Annotated in this window: 13 protein-coding genes; 7 read left to right on the top strand and 6 right to left on the bottom strand. The window is 73.7% G+C overall.

Annotated features, from left to right (window positions below; genetic code table 11):
* Nucleotides 1–70: 70 nt before the first annotated feature.
* The gene (locus DEJ43_RS15420; protein WP_015034298.1) at nucleotides 71–301 is read left to right on the top strand and encodes a hypothetical protein; all 231 of its coding nucleotides are present in this window, start codon (nucleotides 71–73) and stop codon (nucleotides 299–301) included.
* A 221-nt stretch (nucleotides 302–522) separates the two neighbouring features.
* Here DEJ43_RS15420 and DEJ43_RS15425 read toward each other — a convergent pair whose 3' ends face one another.
* Nucleotides 523–2,082, bottom strand: coding sequence for a FadD3 family acyl-CoA ligase (locus DEJ43_RS15425; protein ID WP_041663966.1), 1,560 nt, complete (start codon nucleotides 2,080–2,082; stop codon nucleotides 523–525).
* A 90-nt stretch (nucleotides 2,083–2,172) separates the two neighbouring features.
* Here DEJ43_RS15425 and DEJ43_RS15430 point away from each other — a divergent pair, with 90 nt between their 5' ends.
* The 3 genes from DEJ43_RS15430 to DEJ43_RS15440 are packed head-to-tail and all read left to right on the top strand — an operon-like array spanning nucleotide 2,173 to nucleotide 4,513.
* Complete coding sequence (locus DEJ43_RS15430) at nucleotides 2,173–3,315, top strand: lipid-transfer protein (protein ID WP_015034300.1); 1,143 nt, start codon at nucleotides 2,173–2,175, stop codon at nucleotides 3,313–3,315.
* A gap of 5 nt (nucleotides 3,316–3,320) precedes the next feature.
* Nucleotides 3,321–3,746, top strand: coding sequence for a Zn-ribbon domain-containing OB-fold protein (locus DEJ43_RS15435; RefSeq protein ID WP_015034301.1), 426 nt, complete (start codon nucleotides 3,321–3,323; stop codon nucleotides 3,744–3,746).
* A complete protein-coding gene (locus tag DEJ43_RS15440) occupies nucleotides 3,743–4,513 on the top strand; it encodes an enoyl-CoA hydratase/isomerase family protein (protein ID WP_015034302.1) in 771 nt (256 codons plus the stop codon). The genes DEJ43_RS15435 and DEJ43_RS15440 overlap by 4 nt, the downstream gene beginning before the upstream one ends.
* A gap of 34 nt (nucleotides 4,514–4,547) precedes the next feature.
* Here the strand turns inward: DEJ43_RS15440 and DEJ43_RS15445 are convergent, their stop codons facing one another.
* Entirely contained in the window at nucleotides 4,548–5,108 is a 561-nt protein-coding gene (locus DEJ43_RS15445) for a hypothetical protein (protein ID WP_015034303.1), read from the bottom strand.
* Nucleotides 5,109–5,235: 127 nt separating this feature from the next.
* Here DEJ43_RS15445 and DEJ43_RS15450 point away from each other — a divergent pair, with 127 nt between their 5' ends.
* Nucleotides 5,236–5,865, top strand: coding sequence for a hypothetical protein (locus DEJ43_RS15450; protein ID WP_015034304.1), 630 nt, complete (start codon nucleotides 5,236–5,238; stop codon nucleotides 5,863–5,865).
* A 27-nt stretch (nucleotides 5,866–5,892) separates the two neighbouring features.
* Here DEJ43_RS15450 and afsK read toward each other — a convergent pair whose 3' ends face one another.
* Nucleotides 5,893–8,373: a protein serine/threonine kinase AfsK gene (afsK, locus tag DEJ43_RS15455; protein ID WP_041662515.1), complete on the bottom strand. Its 2,481-nt coding sequence runs from the start codon at nucleotides 8,371–8,373 to the stop codon at nucleotides 5,893–5,895.
* Between the two features lie 137 nt (nucleotides 8,374–8,510).
* On the bottom strand, nucleotides 8,511–9,392 hold the full coding sequence (locus tag DEJ43_RS15460) for a VOC family protein (RefSeq protein ID WP_015034306.1): 882 nt from the start codon (nucleotides 9,390–9,392) through the stop codon (nucleotides 8,511–8,513).
* 329 nt (nucleotides 9,393–9,721) lie between these two features.
* On the opposite strand from DEJ43_RS15460, the gene DEJ43_RS15465 reads away from it, so the two are divergent.
* Nucleotides 9,722–10,369, top strand: coding sequence for a TetR family transcriptional regulator (locus tag DEJ43_RS15465; RefSeq protein ID WP_015034308.1), 648 nt, complete (start codon nucleotides 9,722–9,724; stop codon nucleotides 10,367–10,369).
* A 137-nt stretch (nucleotides 10,370–10,506) separates the two neighbouring features.
* Here the strand turns inward: DEJ43_RS15465 and DEJ43_RS15470 are convergent, their stop codons facing one another.
* Nucleotides 10,507–10,977 carry a nitroreductase family deazaflavin-dependent oxidoreductase gene (locus DEJ43_RS15470; protein ID WP_015034309.1) on the bottom strand — a complete coding sequence of 157 codons (471 nt, stop codon included), beginning with the start codon at nucleotides 10,975–10,977 and terminating at the stop codon, nucleotides 10,507–10,509.
* Nucleotides 10,978–12,180, bottom strand: a complete 1,203-nt coding sequence (locus DEJ43_RS15475) for an acyl-CoA dehydrogenase family protein (RefSeq protein WP_015034310.1) — start codon at nucleotides 12,178–12,180, stop codon at nucleotides 10,978–10,980. It lies immediately after the preceding gene.
* Nucleotides 12,181–12,285: 105 nt separating this feature from the next.
* Here DEJ43_RS15475 and DEJ43_RS15480 point away from each other — a divergent pair, with 105 nt between their 5' ends.
* Nucleotides 12,286–13,515 (top strand): thiolase C-terminal domain-containing protein, encoded by a 1,230-nt coding sequence (locus tag DEJ43_RS15480; RefSeq protein ID WP_015034311.1) that lies wholly within the window; start codon nucleotides 12,286–12,288, stop codon nucleotides 13,513–13,515.
* Nucleotides 13,516–13,547 lie beyond the last annotated feature (32 nt).

Below are 13,547 nucleotides of genomic sequence, written 5' to 3' on the forward strand. Positions count from 1 at the left end.
GGCAGTCCATGGGGGAACAGCCGGAAAGGCCCACTCCACCCATCCGACGTCACAACGGGAGTTGATCAGCATGGCCGATCTCGAGCCGACCCCGCCGGTAGCCAAGCCGACGAACATGCACGCCACCGGCGAGGACATCGTCAGCAAGAACATGCACGCCACCGACGCCCCGCTCGCCGACTCGGTCGCCGCGAAGCTCGGCATCAACGGCAACATGCACGCCACTACGGAGCCGATCGACGGCAGCGGTGGCACGGCCTCCACGGACAACATGCACGCCACGACCGAGCCGGCCAAGTAGACCATTCCCGACGGGGAGAGGCCGCGGCGGCGACTTCGGGGGAGCCGCCGCGGCCCGCCAGGGAGGTCCGGTCGACGGGGGAGCACACGGGTCCGGGGGACTCCCGGGACGGAACCAGGGGGGATCGGTTCCGGGCAGGGCCCGTGCGCGACGCGATCGGACCACCGCACAAGGAGGGGCCGGGCAACTGCCCGGCCCCTCCGGCATGCGCGGGGCGACGCTCAGCCGCTCGTGACGTTCGTACGCGCCCTCAGCTCCCCCTTCACCACCTTGCCGCTCGCGTTTCTCGGGAGGTCCGGGACGAATTCGATCTGTCTCGGGACCTTGTAGTTCGCCATCTCGCGGCGGGACCAGGCGATCAGGTCGTCCGCCGTGGCCCTCGCTCCCGGTCTGCGGACGACGAAGGCCTTGCCGACCTCGCCGAGGCGGGGGTCGGGGACGCCGATCACCGCCACGTCCGCGATGTCCGGGTGCAGGCCCAGGAGTTGTTCGATCTCCGCCGGATAGGCGTTGAAGCCGCCCACGATGAACATGTCCTTGAGGCGGTCGGTGATCCGGAGGTTGCCCGCCTCGTCGAGGACGCCGATGTCCCCGGTGTGGAGCCAGCCGTCCGCGTCGATCGCCGCCGCCGTCTCCTCCGGGTCCTCGAAGTAGCCGCTCATCACGTGGTGGCCGCGGACAAGGACCTCGCCCGTGGCGGAGAGCCGGACCTCCGTGCCGGGGATGGCGCGGCCGGAGGTCGTGGCCACCGTCCCGGCCGGGTCCTCGCGGCGGCACATGGTGACGATGCCGCTCGCCTCGGAGAGGCCGTACGCGGTGAGGACCGTGCCGACGCCCAGTTCCGTGCGGAGGCGTTCGACGAGGCGGAGGGGGACCACGGCCGCGCCGGTCACGACGAGGCGGAGGGTGGCGAGGCTGTGGGCTCCGCGGGCCGGGTGGTCCAGGAGGGACTGGTGGAGTGTCGGGGGGCCGGGGAGGACGGTGATGCGCTCGGCGGCGATGTTGGCGAGGACCGTGTCGACGGTGAAGACGGACTGGGGGACGATCACCGCGCCCCGCATCAGGCAGGCGAGGATGCCGGCCTTGTAGCCGAAGGTGTGGAAGAAGGGGTTGACCACCAGGTAGCGGTCGCCCTCGCGCAGGCCCGCGAGTTCGCACCAGATCGCGTAGCAGCGCAGGCTCTGGGCGTGGCTGATGACGGCGCCCTTGGGGCGGCCGGTGGTGCCGGAGGTGTAGATGATGTCGGAGGGGGACGTGGGGTCGATGGCGTCGGCGCGCGCCCGGACCCGGGCGGCCGGGACGGCGTCGCCCTCCGCCAGGAACTCCTTCCAGGTGGTCCACTCCTCGGGCGCGGTGTCGCCGAGGACCACGACCTTCTCCAGGTCGGGCAGGTCGACCCCGGCGCGGCGCAGGGACGCCACGTACGAGGTGCCGAGGAAGGTGCCGGTGACGAAGAGCAGCCGGGCCCGGGAGCGCTGGAGGACGAAGGCGGCCTCGGTCCCCTTGAAGCGGGTGTTGAGGGGGACGAGGACGGCGCCCGCCGTGACGGCGCCGAGGGCGGCGACGATCCAGTCCAGGGTGTTGGGTGCCCAGATCGCGACCCGGTCCCCCGCCCGTACGCCGATGGCGAGGCAGGCGGCGGCGGCCCGTTCGACGCGTTCGCCGAGTTCGGTGTAGGTGACGCGGGTGCGGCCGTCGACGACGGCCTCCCGGGGGCCGTGGCGCTCGGCCGCCGCCCGTACGAGACCAGGGATCGTGCCCCACTCCAGGTCGCCGCGCATGTCCATACCCAACCTCCCTGTAGCTGACTATCCGTCAGATTAGTTGTAGCCTGACGCGCTGTCAGCAGTGCTGCCCCATGAGGAGGTTCGGTGCTCAAAGACGCCACGGCCATCGTCGGGATAGGACAGACCGCCTTCGCCAAACAGCTCCCCGAGACGGAGAAGACGCTCGCCTGCCGGGCGATCCTCGCCGCCCTCGACGACGCCGGGATCGCCCCCTCCGAGGTCGACGGCTTCGCCTCGTACACCATGGAGGAGACCGACGAGGTCGAGGTCGCCAAGGCCATCGGCGCCGGCGACGTCACCTTCTTCTCCAAGGTCGGCTACGGCGGCGGCGGCTCCTGCGCCACCGTCGGCCACCTCGCCGCCGCCATCGCCACCGGACAGGCGAGCGTCGGCGTCGCCTGGCGGTCCCGGAAGCGGGGCAGCGGCCCCCGCCCCTGGAAGAACACCGCAGTCCAGCTGCCCACCCCCGGCCAGTGGACCCGCCCCTTCGGGCTGCTGCGCCCCGCCGACGAGATCGGCATGCTCGCCCGCCGCTACATGCACGAGTACGGCGCCACCCGCGACCACCTCTTCAACGTCGCCCTGGCCTGCCGCAACCGCGCCAACCAGAACCCGGCCGCGATCATGTACGAACGCCCGCTGACCCGCGAGATGTACATGACCTCCCGCTGGATCAGCGATCCGCTCTGCCTCTTCGACAACTGCCTGGAGACCGACGGCGCCCTGGCCTGCGTGATCGTCGGCGCCGAACGGGCCCGCGACTGCCGCCAGAAGCCCGTGTACGTCCACTCCGCCGCCCAGGGCCTGCCCTCCCAGCACCACGGCATGGTCAACTACTGGAACGACGACCCGCTCTCAGGGCCCGCCTGGACCGCCGCCCGACACCTCTGGAAGCAGGCCGACTTCGGCCCCCAGGACGTCGACGTCGCCCAGATCTACGACGCCTTCACCCCGCTCGTCCCGCTCTCCCTCGAGGGCTACGGCTTCTGCGGCCGGGGCGAGGGCGGCGCGTTCACCGAGGGCGGCGCGCTGGAGATCGGCGGCCGGCTGCCCCTCAACACCGGCGGCGGCGGACTCAGCGAGGCGTACGTCCACGGCTTCAACCTCATCAACGAGGGCGTGAAGCAACTCCGCGGCACCTCCACCGCCCAGGTCCCCGACGCCGCCACCTGCCTGGTCACGGCGGGCGAGGGCGTCCCCACCTCCGCCGTCCTCCTGAGGAGCTGATCCGCATGCTGACCCCCGTCACCGACGAGGACGGCGCCCCCTTCTGGGAGTACGCCGCCCAGGGCGAACTGCGCGTCCAGAGCTGCGCCGACTGCGGCGAGCTCCGCTTCCCGCCCCGGCCCTGCTGCCCGCACTGCCAGTCCTTCGCGAGCGAGTGGCGCCTGATGTCCGGCCGCGGCCGCATCTGGTCGTACGTCTTCCCCCACCCGCCCCTCCTGCCCGACTACGCCGCCCAGGCCCCGTACAACGCGGTGATCGTCGAACTCGCCGAAGACCCCCGCATCCGGCTCGTCGGCAACGTCGTCGCCACCCCCGACGCGGCACTCGACTCGGTCGACCCCGCGCGGCTTCGGATCGGGGCCGGTGTGCGGGTCGCCTTCACCGAGGTCGACGGCACGACCGTGCCCCGCTGGCGCCTGGAGCGCGGATGACCGTCACCGTTTCCCGGGACAAGGAGACCGGCGTCGCCGTCGTCACCCTCGACCGGGCCGCGAAGCACAACGCGATCACCCTGGACATGGCCCGCCGGCTCTCGGACGTCTGGCGGGAGTTCCGGTACGCGGACGAGGTGCGGGCGATCGTCGTCACCGGGGCCGGCGGGCGGGCCTTCTGCACCGGCATCGACCGCTCGGCCGAGGTGCCGCAGCCCTCGTCCCCGTACACGATCGACGATCCGCTGCTCACCATCGGCCCCAAGGCGAACGACCTGTGGAAACCGGTGGTCGCCGCCGTCGAGGGGATGGCCTGCGGCGGGGCGTTCTACCTGCTCGGAGAGGCGGAGTTCCTCGTCGCGGGCGAGGACGCCAGCTTCTTCGACCCGCACACCACCTACGGGATGGTCAGCGCCTTCGAAACCATCCACATGGCCCAGCGGATGCCCTACGGGGAGATCGCCCGGATGGCCCTGATGGGCAGCGCGGAACGGCTCTCGGCCCGGCGGGCGTACGACACGGGGCTGGTCTCCGAGCTCACCCCGCCCGGCGGCGCGCTGGCCGCCGCGGTACGGGCCGCCGCCGTCATCGCCTCCCACCCGACGGAGGCCGTCCAGGGCACGGTCCGGGCCCTCTGGTCGGCCCGCGAGGCCGCCCGCGCCCAGGCGCTGGCCCACGCCCCGCACCTGGTCGCCCTGGGCAACCTGCCCCCGGACCGGCAGGCGGAGCTCTTCGGGAGGCGGGTGGACGGCCACCGCCTGCGGTGACCCGGCGCCCGGGGCCGGAACCCGGCAGGGACTCCTACTCCTGCCGCACCCGCACGTCGTACACCCAGCAGTTCTTCACCTGGCCGACGACCTTCGGGTTCTTCATGCCGACCTCGAACCTCTTCGTCTTGCCGCCCTCGACGGTGACGAGGGTCTCGGCCGAGTCCACCGCGGAGCCCGAGGAGCCCTTGAACTCCAAGGTCACCCGGAACGTCTCGGTGTCCCAGCTCTTCGAGGTGATCTCCAGGGTCGCCGTGGTGTCCGCCTTGCGGGCCGGCCTGCCCTTGCGCTTCTTCTCCGCGGGCTTCACACAGTCGACGACCACGACCTCGGCCACCGCGCGGGAGGCGGTCGGGGTGGGCGCCGTCGTCTGCGTCCCGGACCCGCCCGAACCGCTGTAGTCGTCGTTGGACTTCTCGTCGTTCGAGCAGCCGCCGCCCGAGTCGTCGTCCGAATCCCGGCTCTTGCTCTTGCCGCTCTTGCTCTTCCCGCTGCCGCCACCGGACCCGCTGCTGCCGTGACCCGTGTGGAAACCGGTGAGCGCGAGCACCACCACCGTGAGCGTCGCCGCGAGCTTCAGGCGTGTCCGGACCATCGCCACTCCCCCGTCGTCCCCTGTCGTGTTCGCGCCACTTTAGCGGCGCGAAGCGGCCGCGTGGCGGGCCCCCCTCACCCGGCGTAGCGTCGGGAGCGAGAGCCGGACCGCCAAGGAGGCCGCATCGATGATCCGCAACATCGCCGGTTCGGTGCTGGCTCTCGCCGGAGCGACGGCCGCCGTCTGGAGCCCCTTCCGTGCCTGGTACGACGGCCGTCACGGCCGCGACTACGCGATCGACGAGCTGTTCACCGGCATCACCGACGCCAAGGCCGACCTGCTCGGCTCGATGCTCGCCCCGTTCCTCTTCGCCGCCCTGCTGACCCTCCTCGGCGTACTGCTGCGCTCCCGCCTCCTGGTCGCCCTCGCCGGGCTCGTCGTCCTCGGCTTCACCGTCCTGTGGATGGTCCGGGTCGGCCAGGCCGAGGGCAGCCTCACGGTCGGCGGTGACGGTGCGGGGCTCGGCGACGGGGTCGCGAACGCCATCGGCGGCGGGGTCCTGCTCCTCCTCGGTGCGCTCGTCATGTCGGGCAGGTCCCGCCCCGAGCGCCGGGTGGACCACGGTCCCCGGCCCACGCACCCGACGCTCGACGGACCGCCCGCGGAGCCGCACCCTGGCCCGCACCCGGACCCGGCCCCGCATCCGCAGCAGCAGACCCCGGCCCCGTACGCCGAGACCCAGACGTACGACGTCCCGGCCCATGACCCCGACCACGACCCCGGCCGGGACCGCGAGAACCCGCCGCCCAGGAGCTAGGGCAGCGGGTCCTCGGCAGGAGAAGCACTACCGCGCGGCCGCTCCCCGACCGGTCGCGGTGCCCTTCACCGCGTCGAGCGCGTACACACAGCGGTCCTTGCTGCACGCGTACACGACACCGCCCCTGGCCACCGGCGAGCCGGTGATCTCGCCGCCGGTCGCGAGCTTCCAGCGCAGCTGACCGCCGGTCGCGTCCAGCGTGTAGAGCACGTGGTCCGCCGAGCCGAAGTGCACCCGGCCGTCGGCGACGACCGGCGAGCCGACCAGCTCGCCGCCCGCCGCGAACCGCCACCGGGGCGTGCCGGTGACCGCGTCGAGGGTGTAGAGCGCGCTGCCGCTGCCCACGTGGATGTTGCCGTCGGCGACGAGCACCGGCTCGGTCGACTGGCGCGGCTCCGTCGCGATCCGCCAGCGGTCCTGGCCGGTGGTGGCGTCGATGGCGTACACCGTGCCGAGGTGGTCGGAGAGGTACACCCCGCCGCCCGTGACCGCCGGGCCCGGCGCGAACGCGGGCGGGGAGAGGAAGACGGCCGGCGCCTCGAAGTGCCAGCGGACGTGCCCGGCGGCGATGTCGATCGACAGGACCCGCGTCCCGGCGGAGACGTACACGCAGCCGTCCTCGGCGGGGGCCACCCGGACCGGCACGCCCGCGCAGGAGGCGGCGTCGCCGATCGGGTACGACCAGCGCTCGACGCCGGTGCGGGCGTCCAGGGCCTGGAGCCGGGCGTCCCGCCACACGTACACGGTGTCGCCGTGCACGGCGGGCCCCGCCTCCGGGGTCTCGAAGTCGGTCTGCGCGCCGGTGATCTCCCACAGCTTGGCGCCGTTGGAGGCCTCCCAGCCCTGCACCCCGCCGCCCCGCGTCCCCGTGACGACCGTGCCCCGGTCGACCCGGAGGGAGTACACCCAGGCGTCCGTGCGCAGCCGCCAGCGCTCGCTGCCGTCGGTCGCGTCCAGGGCGTAGAGCGTGGGTCCGTCGGAGGCGTGGATACGGCCCGAGGCGACGGCCATGGACCAGGCCACGTCCCGGGTCTTGAACTGGCGGCGGCCGCTCCCGGTGTCCAGGGCGTGTACCTCGAAAGAGGTCACGTACAGGAGGTCGCCGTCCACGACCGGGGTACCCCAGACGTCGTTCGACATCCGGAAGCGCCACGGCCGCCAGGGGCCGGGCTCCGCCGGCGCCCCCTGGTCGGAGCCCTGCGGCGGCACGTTGACCGGGCGGGAGCCGGGCGGCGGGCCGGGCTCCCCGGCGTACGAGCCGTGCTCGCCGGCGTACGAGCCCGGGTCCGCGCCGTGCGGGCCGCCGCCCGGCGGACGGATCCAGCCGGTGGCCGGCCCCGCGTCGGCGCTCCGGCCCACGGCCAGCGCGGCCCGGGTGTCGGCGACCCGGGGGCCGGGGCCGATCGGCACGGTGGCACCACCGAGGCGCACCGGGCCGGCCGAGCTCTCCGAGGGTCCCGCGTGCCGGCCGCCGCCGACCGGCGCGGGCTCGGGACGGCGGTCCCCGCCGCCGACCGGCGCGGGCTCCGGGAAGCGCGGGTCCGCGCCCCGGTCGGCGGGCTGCCGGGGCGGGCGCGGCGGCATCGGCGGCGCGGTCGGCCCCGGGGCCGCGCGGCCGCCGTTGCGGCGGATCTCGATCATCTCGGTGGCGCTGCGGGGCAGCCACGCCGAGGCCGTACCGCTGTCGTCGCTGCCGGGGCCGAAGAGGTGCGGGGCGAGCTGCGCCTGGAGGTCGGCCGGGGTGGGGCGGCGGGTGACGTCCATCTGCATGCAGGACTCGATGAGGGGCCGCAGCTCCTCCGGCAGGCCCTCCAGGTCGGGGCCCTCGCGGAGCAGCATGAAGACGGTCTCGACCGGGTTGGCGCCGTGGAACGGCGCGTGGCCGGTGGCGGCGAAGACCAGCATCGAGCCCAGCGAGAAGACGTCGCTCGCGCCGGTGACGCTGCGCGAGTCGCGGGCCTGCTCGGGGGACATGTAGGCCGGGGTGCCGACGGCGACGTTGGTCATGGTCAGGCGCGTGTTGGAGACGCCCGACGCGATGCCGAAGTCGATCACCCGGGGGCCGTCCTCGACGACGAGGACGTTGGAGGGCTTGAGGTCGCGGTGGACCAGGCCCGCGCCGTGGATGGACTGCAGGGCCTCGGCGACGCCGGCGGCGAGCCAGCGCACGGCCTGGGCGGGGAGCGGTCCGCACTCGTTCACTATTTCCTCGAGCGAGGGCGCGGGGACGTACGCGGTCGCCAGCCAGGGCACGGCGGCCCGCGGGTCGGCGTCCACGACGGCGGCCGTGTAGAAGCCGGAGACCGCCCGCGCGGCCTCCACCTCACGGGTGAAGCGGACCCGGAACAGCTGGTCCTCCGCGAGCTCCGTGCGCACGGTCTTGATCGCCACGCGGCGGCCGGAGGCCGAGCGCGCGAGATAGACCAGGCCCATTCCGCCCGCGCCGAGCCGGCCCAGCACCTCGAAGGGCCCGATACGTCTCGGGTCGTGCTGCGTCAGCTGTTCCACTTGCCTGCCACCTCCCCGTACGGGCCATGAGGGTACGGCCCCGTGGCCCTGATTCTTCCTGTCCGGGGGCCCGGTTGCGAACCCGGGGGCGGATCGGGGTGTCACACCTCATACCGGAGCCATCCGGAACGGATGCCTCACCCCTCGCCGCGCGGCTCGGGGGCCGGTCGGGAGGCCGGTTCGGAGGCCGGTCGGGAGGCAGGCTCGGAGGCCGGTCGGGCGATCGGCTCGGAGGCCGGCTGGGAGGCCGGCTCGGAGAGCACGGCGAAGCGGGCGCCCTGGTTGTCGTGGAGGACCGCGATGCGGCCGTGCGGGGTGTCGAAGGCGGGAGTGGCGACCCGCCCGCCGAGCCGGACGGTGGTCTCGCAGGCCCGGTCGCAGTCCTGGACGGCGAAGTAGACGAGGACGTGGCCGGGCATGACGGCGGGGAAGTCGTCGGTGATGACGGCGCGGCCGCCGAAGGCGCTGTCGTCGCCGGGCCGGGAGCCGGGCGGTGACCAGACGCGGTAGTCGAAGGCCGCGTCCCTACCCTCCGCCTCGGGGTCGGCCTGGCGGCCGAGGTAGCCGAAGACGGTGGCGTAGAAGGTGTCGACGGCGTCGGGGCGGCGCGTGTACACCTCCATCCAGCAGAAGGCGCCCGGTTCGTTCGTGACCTCGAAGCCGTCGTCGTCACCCGACTGCCGGAGCCCGAAGACGGCGCCGCCGGGGTCGGCGGCCAGCGCGAGGACGCCGAACGGGCCGACGGGATACGGCTCCATGACCATCTGGCCGCCGGCGGCCTTGATCCGGGTGGCGAGGGTGCCCGCGTTCTGGGTGGCGAGGTAGAGGGTCCAGGTGGTGGGCATGCGGCCGTCGCGCTTGGGGAGGAGTCCGGCGACCCGGCGCCCGCCCAGGAGCGCCTCGTCCCGGTCGGCGTCGAAGGTCCAGCCGAAGAGCTCGCCGTAGAAGCGCTTTCCCGCTTCGAGGTCGGGGAGCTGTGCGTCCACCCAGCAGGGGGTGCCCTCAATACGTGCCGCCATGGGGCCACGCTAGAACGGCGGGGCCGGGCCCGCGCGCCCCGAGATGCGAACGGATGGGCGATTTGGGGGGTCGGAGCCCTTGCGATACCTGGGTTGTCCACCGAAGTTGTCCACAGGCTGTTCATAAGCCTATTCGGGTACGCGGCTGCCGCGGCCGCCCGCCGCGGGCACCCCGGTTGGCGCGAACCCGACCCTCCCCCGGGCCCGCGCCCGTACCAGGACACGCGTGCCGACCTCGCAGAACACGGTTGGCCGGGTCTCAGCGGGGGGTGCACCCCATTTGCAGTCGGCCGAATCGCGCGCCGACACCCCCTCGGTAAGCTGACGGCATGACAGGACAAGTACGCACCGTCGACGGCCGCGTGGCCGGACGACGCGGCCAGGCGACGCGGCAGAAGCTGCTCGACTGCCTCGGTGAGATGCTCAGCTCCTCGCCCTACCGGGACGTCAAGGTCATCGATGTGGCCCGGAAGGCGGGTACTTCACCCGCGACGTTCTATCAGTACTTCCCGGACGTCGAGGGAGCGGTCCTCGAGATCGCGGAGGAAATGGCCAAGGAGGGCGCCGGGTTGACCGAGCTGGTCTCCGGACGCTCCTGGGTCGGCAAGGCCGGCTGGCAGACCTCCGAGGAACTCGTCGAAGGCTTCCTGGACTTCTGGCGGAAGCACGACGCGATCCTCCGGGTCGTGGACCTCGGCGCCGCCGAGGGGGACAAGCGGTTCTACAAGATCCGCATGAAGATCCTGAACTCGGTCACCAACTCCCTCACGGACGCGGTGAAGGAGCTCCAGACCAAGGGCAAGGTCGACAAGGAGGTCAGCCCCGCCGCCATGGCCGGCTCGCTCGTGGCGATGCTGGCCGCGGTCGCCGGACACCAGAAGGGCTTCACGACCTGGGGTGTGAAGCAGGCCGAACTCAAGCCGAACCTGGCCCTGTTGGTGCATCTGGGCATCACCGGCAAGAAGCCGACCAGATAGCCCCACCCTCCTTCCCCCGTCCTGTCGCCGACGCCGGCGGCGGCCCGCCCCCACGGACCGCCGCCGGCGTCGCCGTCTCCGGGTCGGCGCCAGGCGTCGCCGTCTCCGGGTCGGCGCCAGGCGTCACCGCCTCCGGGTCAGCGTCTCGTCAGACGGAAGAGCCTGATCTCGCGCTCGATCCGCGCCTGGTACGTGGCGTACGGCGGCCAGAAGGCGAGCGCCGCCCGCCAGGCCTCCGCCCGCTCCTCCCCCGTGAGCAGCTCCGCCCGTACGGGGATGTCCTCGCCCTTCCAGTTCACCTCGACGTCCGGATGGGCCAGCAGGTTGGCCGTCCACGCCGGGTGCCCGGGGCGGCCGAAGTTGGAGCCGACGAGCAGCCAGCGGCCGTCCGGCTCGGGCATGCAGGCCAACGGGGTCACCCGGGGCAACCCGCTCCTCGCACCCCGCGCGGTGAGCACGACCCCGGGCAGCATCTGTGCGCTGAGCAGCACTTTTCCCCTGGTCAGCCGGTGTACGGCCTTGTCCATGGCGGGCACCACGTGCGGGCCGATCCGGGCGAAGGTCCGGGTCGAGGACATCTTCTGCATCAGCGTGCGTCCGACGGGCATCTACGCCGCCACCTCTCCGAAGAGTCCGGTCCGTTCCGCCGCGCGGGCGCGCAGCCGCCGCACGGGCCCGAAGAGCAGCTCGTCGGAGGCGGCCCGTTTGAAGAAGAGGTGCGCCTCGTGCTCCCAGGTGAATCCGATGCCGCCGTGCAGCTGGATGGACTCGCCCGCGGTGGCGCGCAGCGCCTCCAGGGCGTGGGCGAGGGCGAGCGGCCCGCTGTCGGGCCCCGGCCCGGGTTCGCGGGCGGCGCAGTGGGTGAGCGAGCGGGCCGCCTCGACCTGGACGTAGAGGTCGGCGAGCCGGTGCTTGACGGCCTGGAAGGAGCCGACGGGCCGGCCGAACTGTTCGCGTGAGCCGACGTGGGCGACGGTCCGGTCGAGGGCCTCCCGGGCGGCGCCGACGGCTTCGGCGGCGAGCATGACGGCGGCGCCCCGGCCGGTGGCGGCGAGCGCGCCGAGGACGTCGGCGGGTTCCTCGCCGAGGAGTTCGGCCGGGGTGTCCCTGAACTGGACGGTGGCCTGGGTGCGGGTGAGGTCGAGGGTGGGCTGCCGGGTGCGGCTGAGCCCCGGTGTGCCGTCGTCCTCGGCGCGTACGAGGAAGAGCAGGGTGCGGCTGCGGGCGAAGCCGCCGGTGTGGGCGGCGACGAGGAGCAGGCCGGCGCTGTGTCCGTCGACGACCTGGGCGGCCTCGCCGTACAGCCGCCAGCCGCCGTCGACGGCGCGGGCCTGGACGCCGCCGGCCCGGCCGCCGCCGGACCAGGCCTCGGCGGCGTTGTCGCCGGTGAGGCCGAGGGCGAGGGCGAGTGAGCCGCCGGGGACGGCGAGGGCGCAGGTGAGGGTTCCGTCGGCGAGCCGCGGGAGGAGTTCGGCGCGCTGCTCGGGGGTGCCGAGGGCGGTGAGCAGCGGGGCGGCGAGGACGCTGGTGGCGAGGAGCGGGGAGGGGGCGAGGGCGCGGCCGGTCTCCTCGCAGGCGAGGGCGAGTTCGGCGGGCCCGCAGCCGACTCCGCCGTACTCCTCGGGGAGGGCGAGCCCGGCGAGGCCGAGGGCGCCGGACATCCGGGCCCAGAGCTCGGGGTCGTACCCCTGGGGGGTGGCGGTGGCCGCGCGGTTCTCCTGCGGCCCGGCCCGTTCGGCGAGCAGGTCGCGCAGGGTGCGGCGGATCTCCTGCTGCTCCGCGGTGAGCGGGGCGGTGGGCGGGGCGTCCATAGGGCTCCCTCCGTTTCTGACGGTGCGTCATGCTAGGCCCGCACCGGGCCGGTTGCCAGACTCGCGCCGGTTCCGTTCCCGTGAATCTGATGTACCGTCAGATTCATGCCGACCACGCCGCCCACCGCGCCGTCCGACGCGCCCGCCACCGCCACCACCGGTGCCACCCCCGCCCGCGCCCCCGTCCGCCGCCCCCGCCGCGTCGCCGTCGCCGGTGTCGCGCTCGCCGACTGCGGCCGGGTCGACGAGGCCACCCCGTACGCCCTGCACGCCCAGGCCGCCCGGCGGGCCCTCGCGGACAGCGGCATGGACCGCTCCCTGATCGACGGGCTGGCCTCGGCGGGTCTCGGCACCCTGGCGCCGGTCGAGGTCGCCGAGTACCTGGGGCTGCGGCCCCGCTGGGTGGACTCGACCGCCGTCGGCGGCGCCACCTGGGAGGTCATGGCCGCGCACGCCGCCGACGCGATCGCCGCGGGCCACGCGAACGCGGTCCTCCTCGTGTACGGCTCCACCGCGCGCGCCGACATCCGCGCCCGGCGGCGCACCGCGAACCTCTCCTTCGGCTCGCGCGGCCCGCTGCAGTTCGAGGTCCCGTACGGGCACACCCTGATCGCCAAGTACGCCATGGCGGCCCGCCGCCACATGCACCAGTACGGGACGACCCTGGAGCAGCTCGCGGAGGTCGCCGTACGGGCCCGGGCGAACGCGGCGCACAACCCGGAGGCGATGTTCCGCGACCCGATCACGGTGGACGACGTCCTGGCCGGGCCGATGATCGCGGACCCGTTCACCAAGCTGCACTGCTGCCTGCGCTCCGACGGCGGCTGCGCGGTGCTGCTCGTCGCCGAGGAGTACGTCCAGGACTGCCGTACCGCCCCGGTCTGGGTCCTCGGGACGGGCGAGCACGTCTCACACACCACGATGTCGGAGTGGGAGGACTTCACCGTCTCCCCGGCGGCGGTCAGCGGCCGGCTCGCCTTCGAGCGGGCGGGGGTGACCCCGGCGGACATCGACCTGGCCGAGGTCTACGACGCCTTCACCTACATGACCCTGGTGACGCTGGAGGACCTGGGCTTCTGCGCGAAGGGCGAGGGCGGGGCGTACGTCCAGGAGAAGGACCGGCTCCCCGTGAACACGGACGGCGGCGGGCTCTCGGCCTGCCATCCGGGGATGCGGGGACTGTTCCTGCTGGTCGAGGCGGTACGGCAGCTGCGCGGGGAGGCGCCGGGGCTCCAGGTGCGGCGGCCGGACGGAAGCCTGCCGGAGCTGGCGGTGGCGTCGGGGACGGGGGGCTGGTTCTGCTCCTCGGGCACGGTGGTCCTGGGCCGGTCGTGACCCGCCCGGCCACCGGTCGACCCCGGTCGAGG

Origin of the sequence: Streptomyces venezuelae ATCC 10712 (assembly GCF_008639165.1) — a bacterium.
GTDB classification, from domain to species: domain Bacteria; phylum Actinomycetota; class Actinomycetes; order Streptomycetales; family Streptomycetaceae; genus Streptomyces; species Streptomyces venezuelae.

What these genes read in the sequence shown, in the direction of transcription:
- DEJ43_RS15440 (WP_015034302.1), top strand. Translation starts at nt 3,743, where the DNA reads ATGACCGTCACCGTTTCCCGGGACAAGGAGACCGGCGTCGCCGTCGTC.
- DEJ43_RS15420 (WP_015034298.1), top strand. Translation starts at nt 71, where the DNA reads ATGGCCGATCTCGAGCCGACCCCGCCGGTAGCCAAGCCGACGAACATG.
- DEJ43_RS15475 (WP_015034310.1), bottom strand. Translation starts at nt 12,180, where the DNA reads ATGGACGCCCCGCCCACCGCCCCGCTCACCGCGGAGCAGCAGGAGATC.
- DEJ43_RS15435 (WP_015034301.1), top strand. Translation starts at nt 3,321, where the DNA reads ATGCTGACCCCCGTCACCGACGAGGACGGCGCCCCCTTCTGGGAGTAC.
- DEJ43_RS15460 (WP_015034306.1), bottom strand. Translation starts at nt 9,392, where the DNA reads ATGGCGGCACGTATTGAGGGCACCCCCTGCTGGGTGGACGCACAGCTC.
- DEJ43_RS15425 (WP_041663966.1), bottom strand. Translation starts at nt 2,082, where the DNA reads ATGCGCGGCGACCTGGAGTGGGGCACGATCCCTGGTCTCGTACGGGCG.
- DEJ43_RS15450 (WP_015034304.1), top strand. Translation starts at nt 5,236, where the DNA reads ATGATCCGCAACATCGCCGGTTCGGTGCTGGCTCTCGCCGGAGCGACG.
- DEJ43_RS15480 (WP_015034311.1), top strand. Translation starts at nt 12,286, where the DNA reads ATGCCGACCACGCCGCCCACCGCGCCGTCCGACGCGCCCGCCACCGCC.
- DEJ43_RS15445 (WP_015034303.1), bottom strand. Translation starts at nt 5,108, where the DNA reads ATGGTCCGGACACGCCTGAAGCTCGCGGCGACGCTCACGGTGGTGGTG.
- DEJ43_RS15470 (WP_015034309.1), bottom strand. Translation starts at nt 10,977, where the DNA reads ATGCCCGTCGGACGCACGCTGATGCAGAAGATGTCCTCGACCCGGACC.
- DEJ43_RS15465 (WP_015034308.1), top strand. Translation starts at nt 9,722, where the DNA reads ATGACAGGACAAGTACGCACCGTCGACGGCCGCGTGGCCGGACGACGC.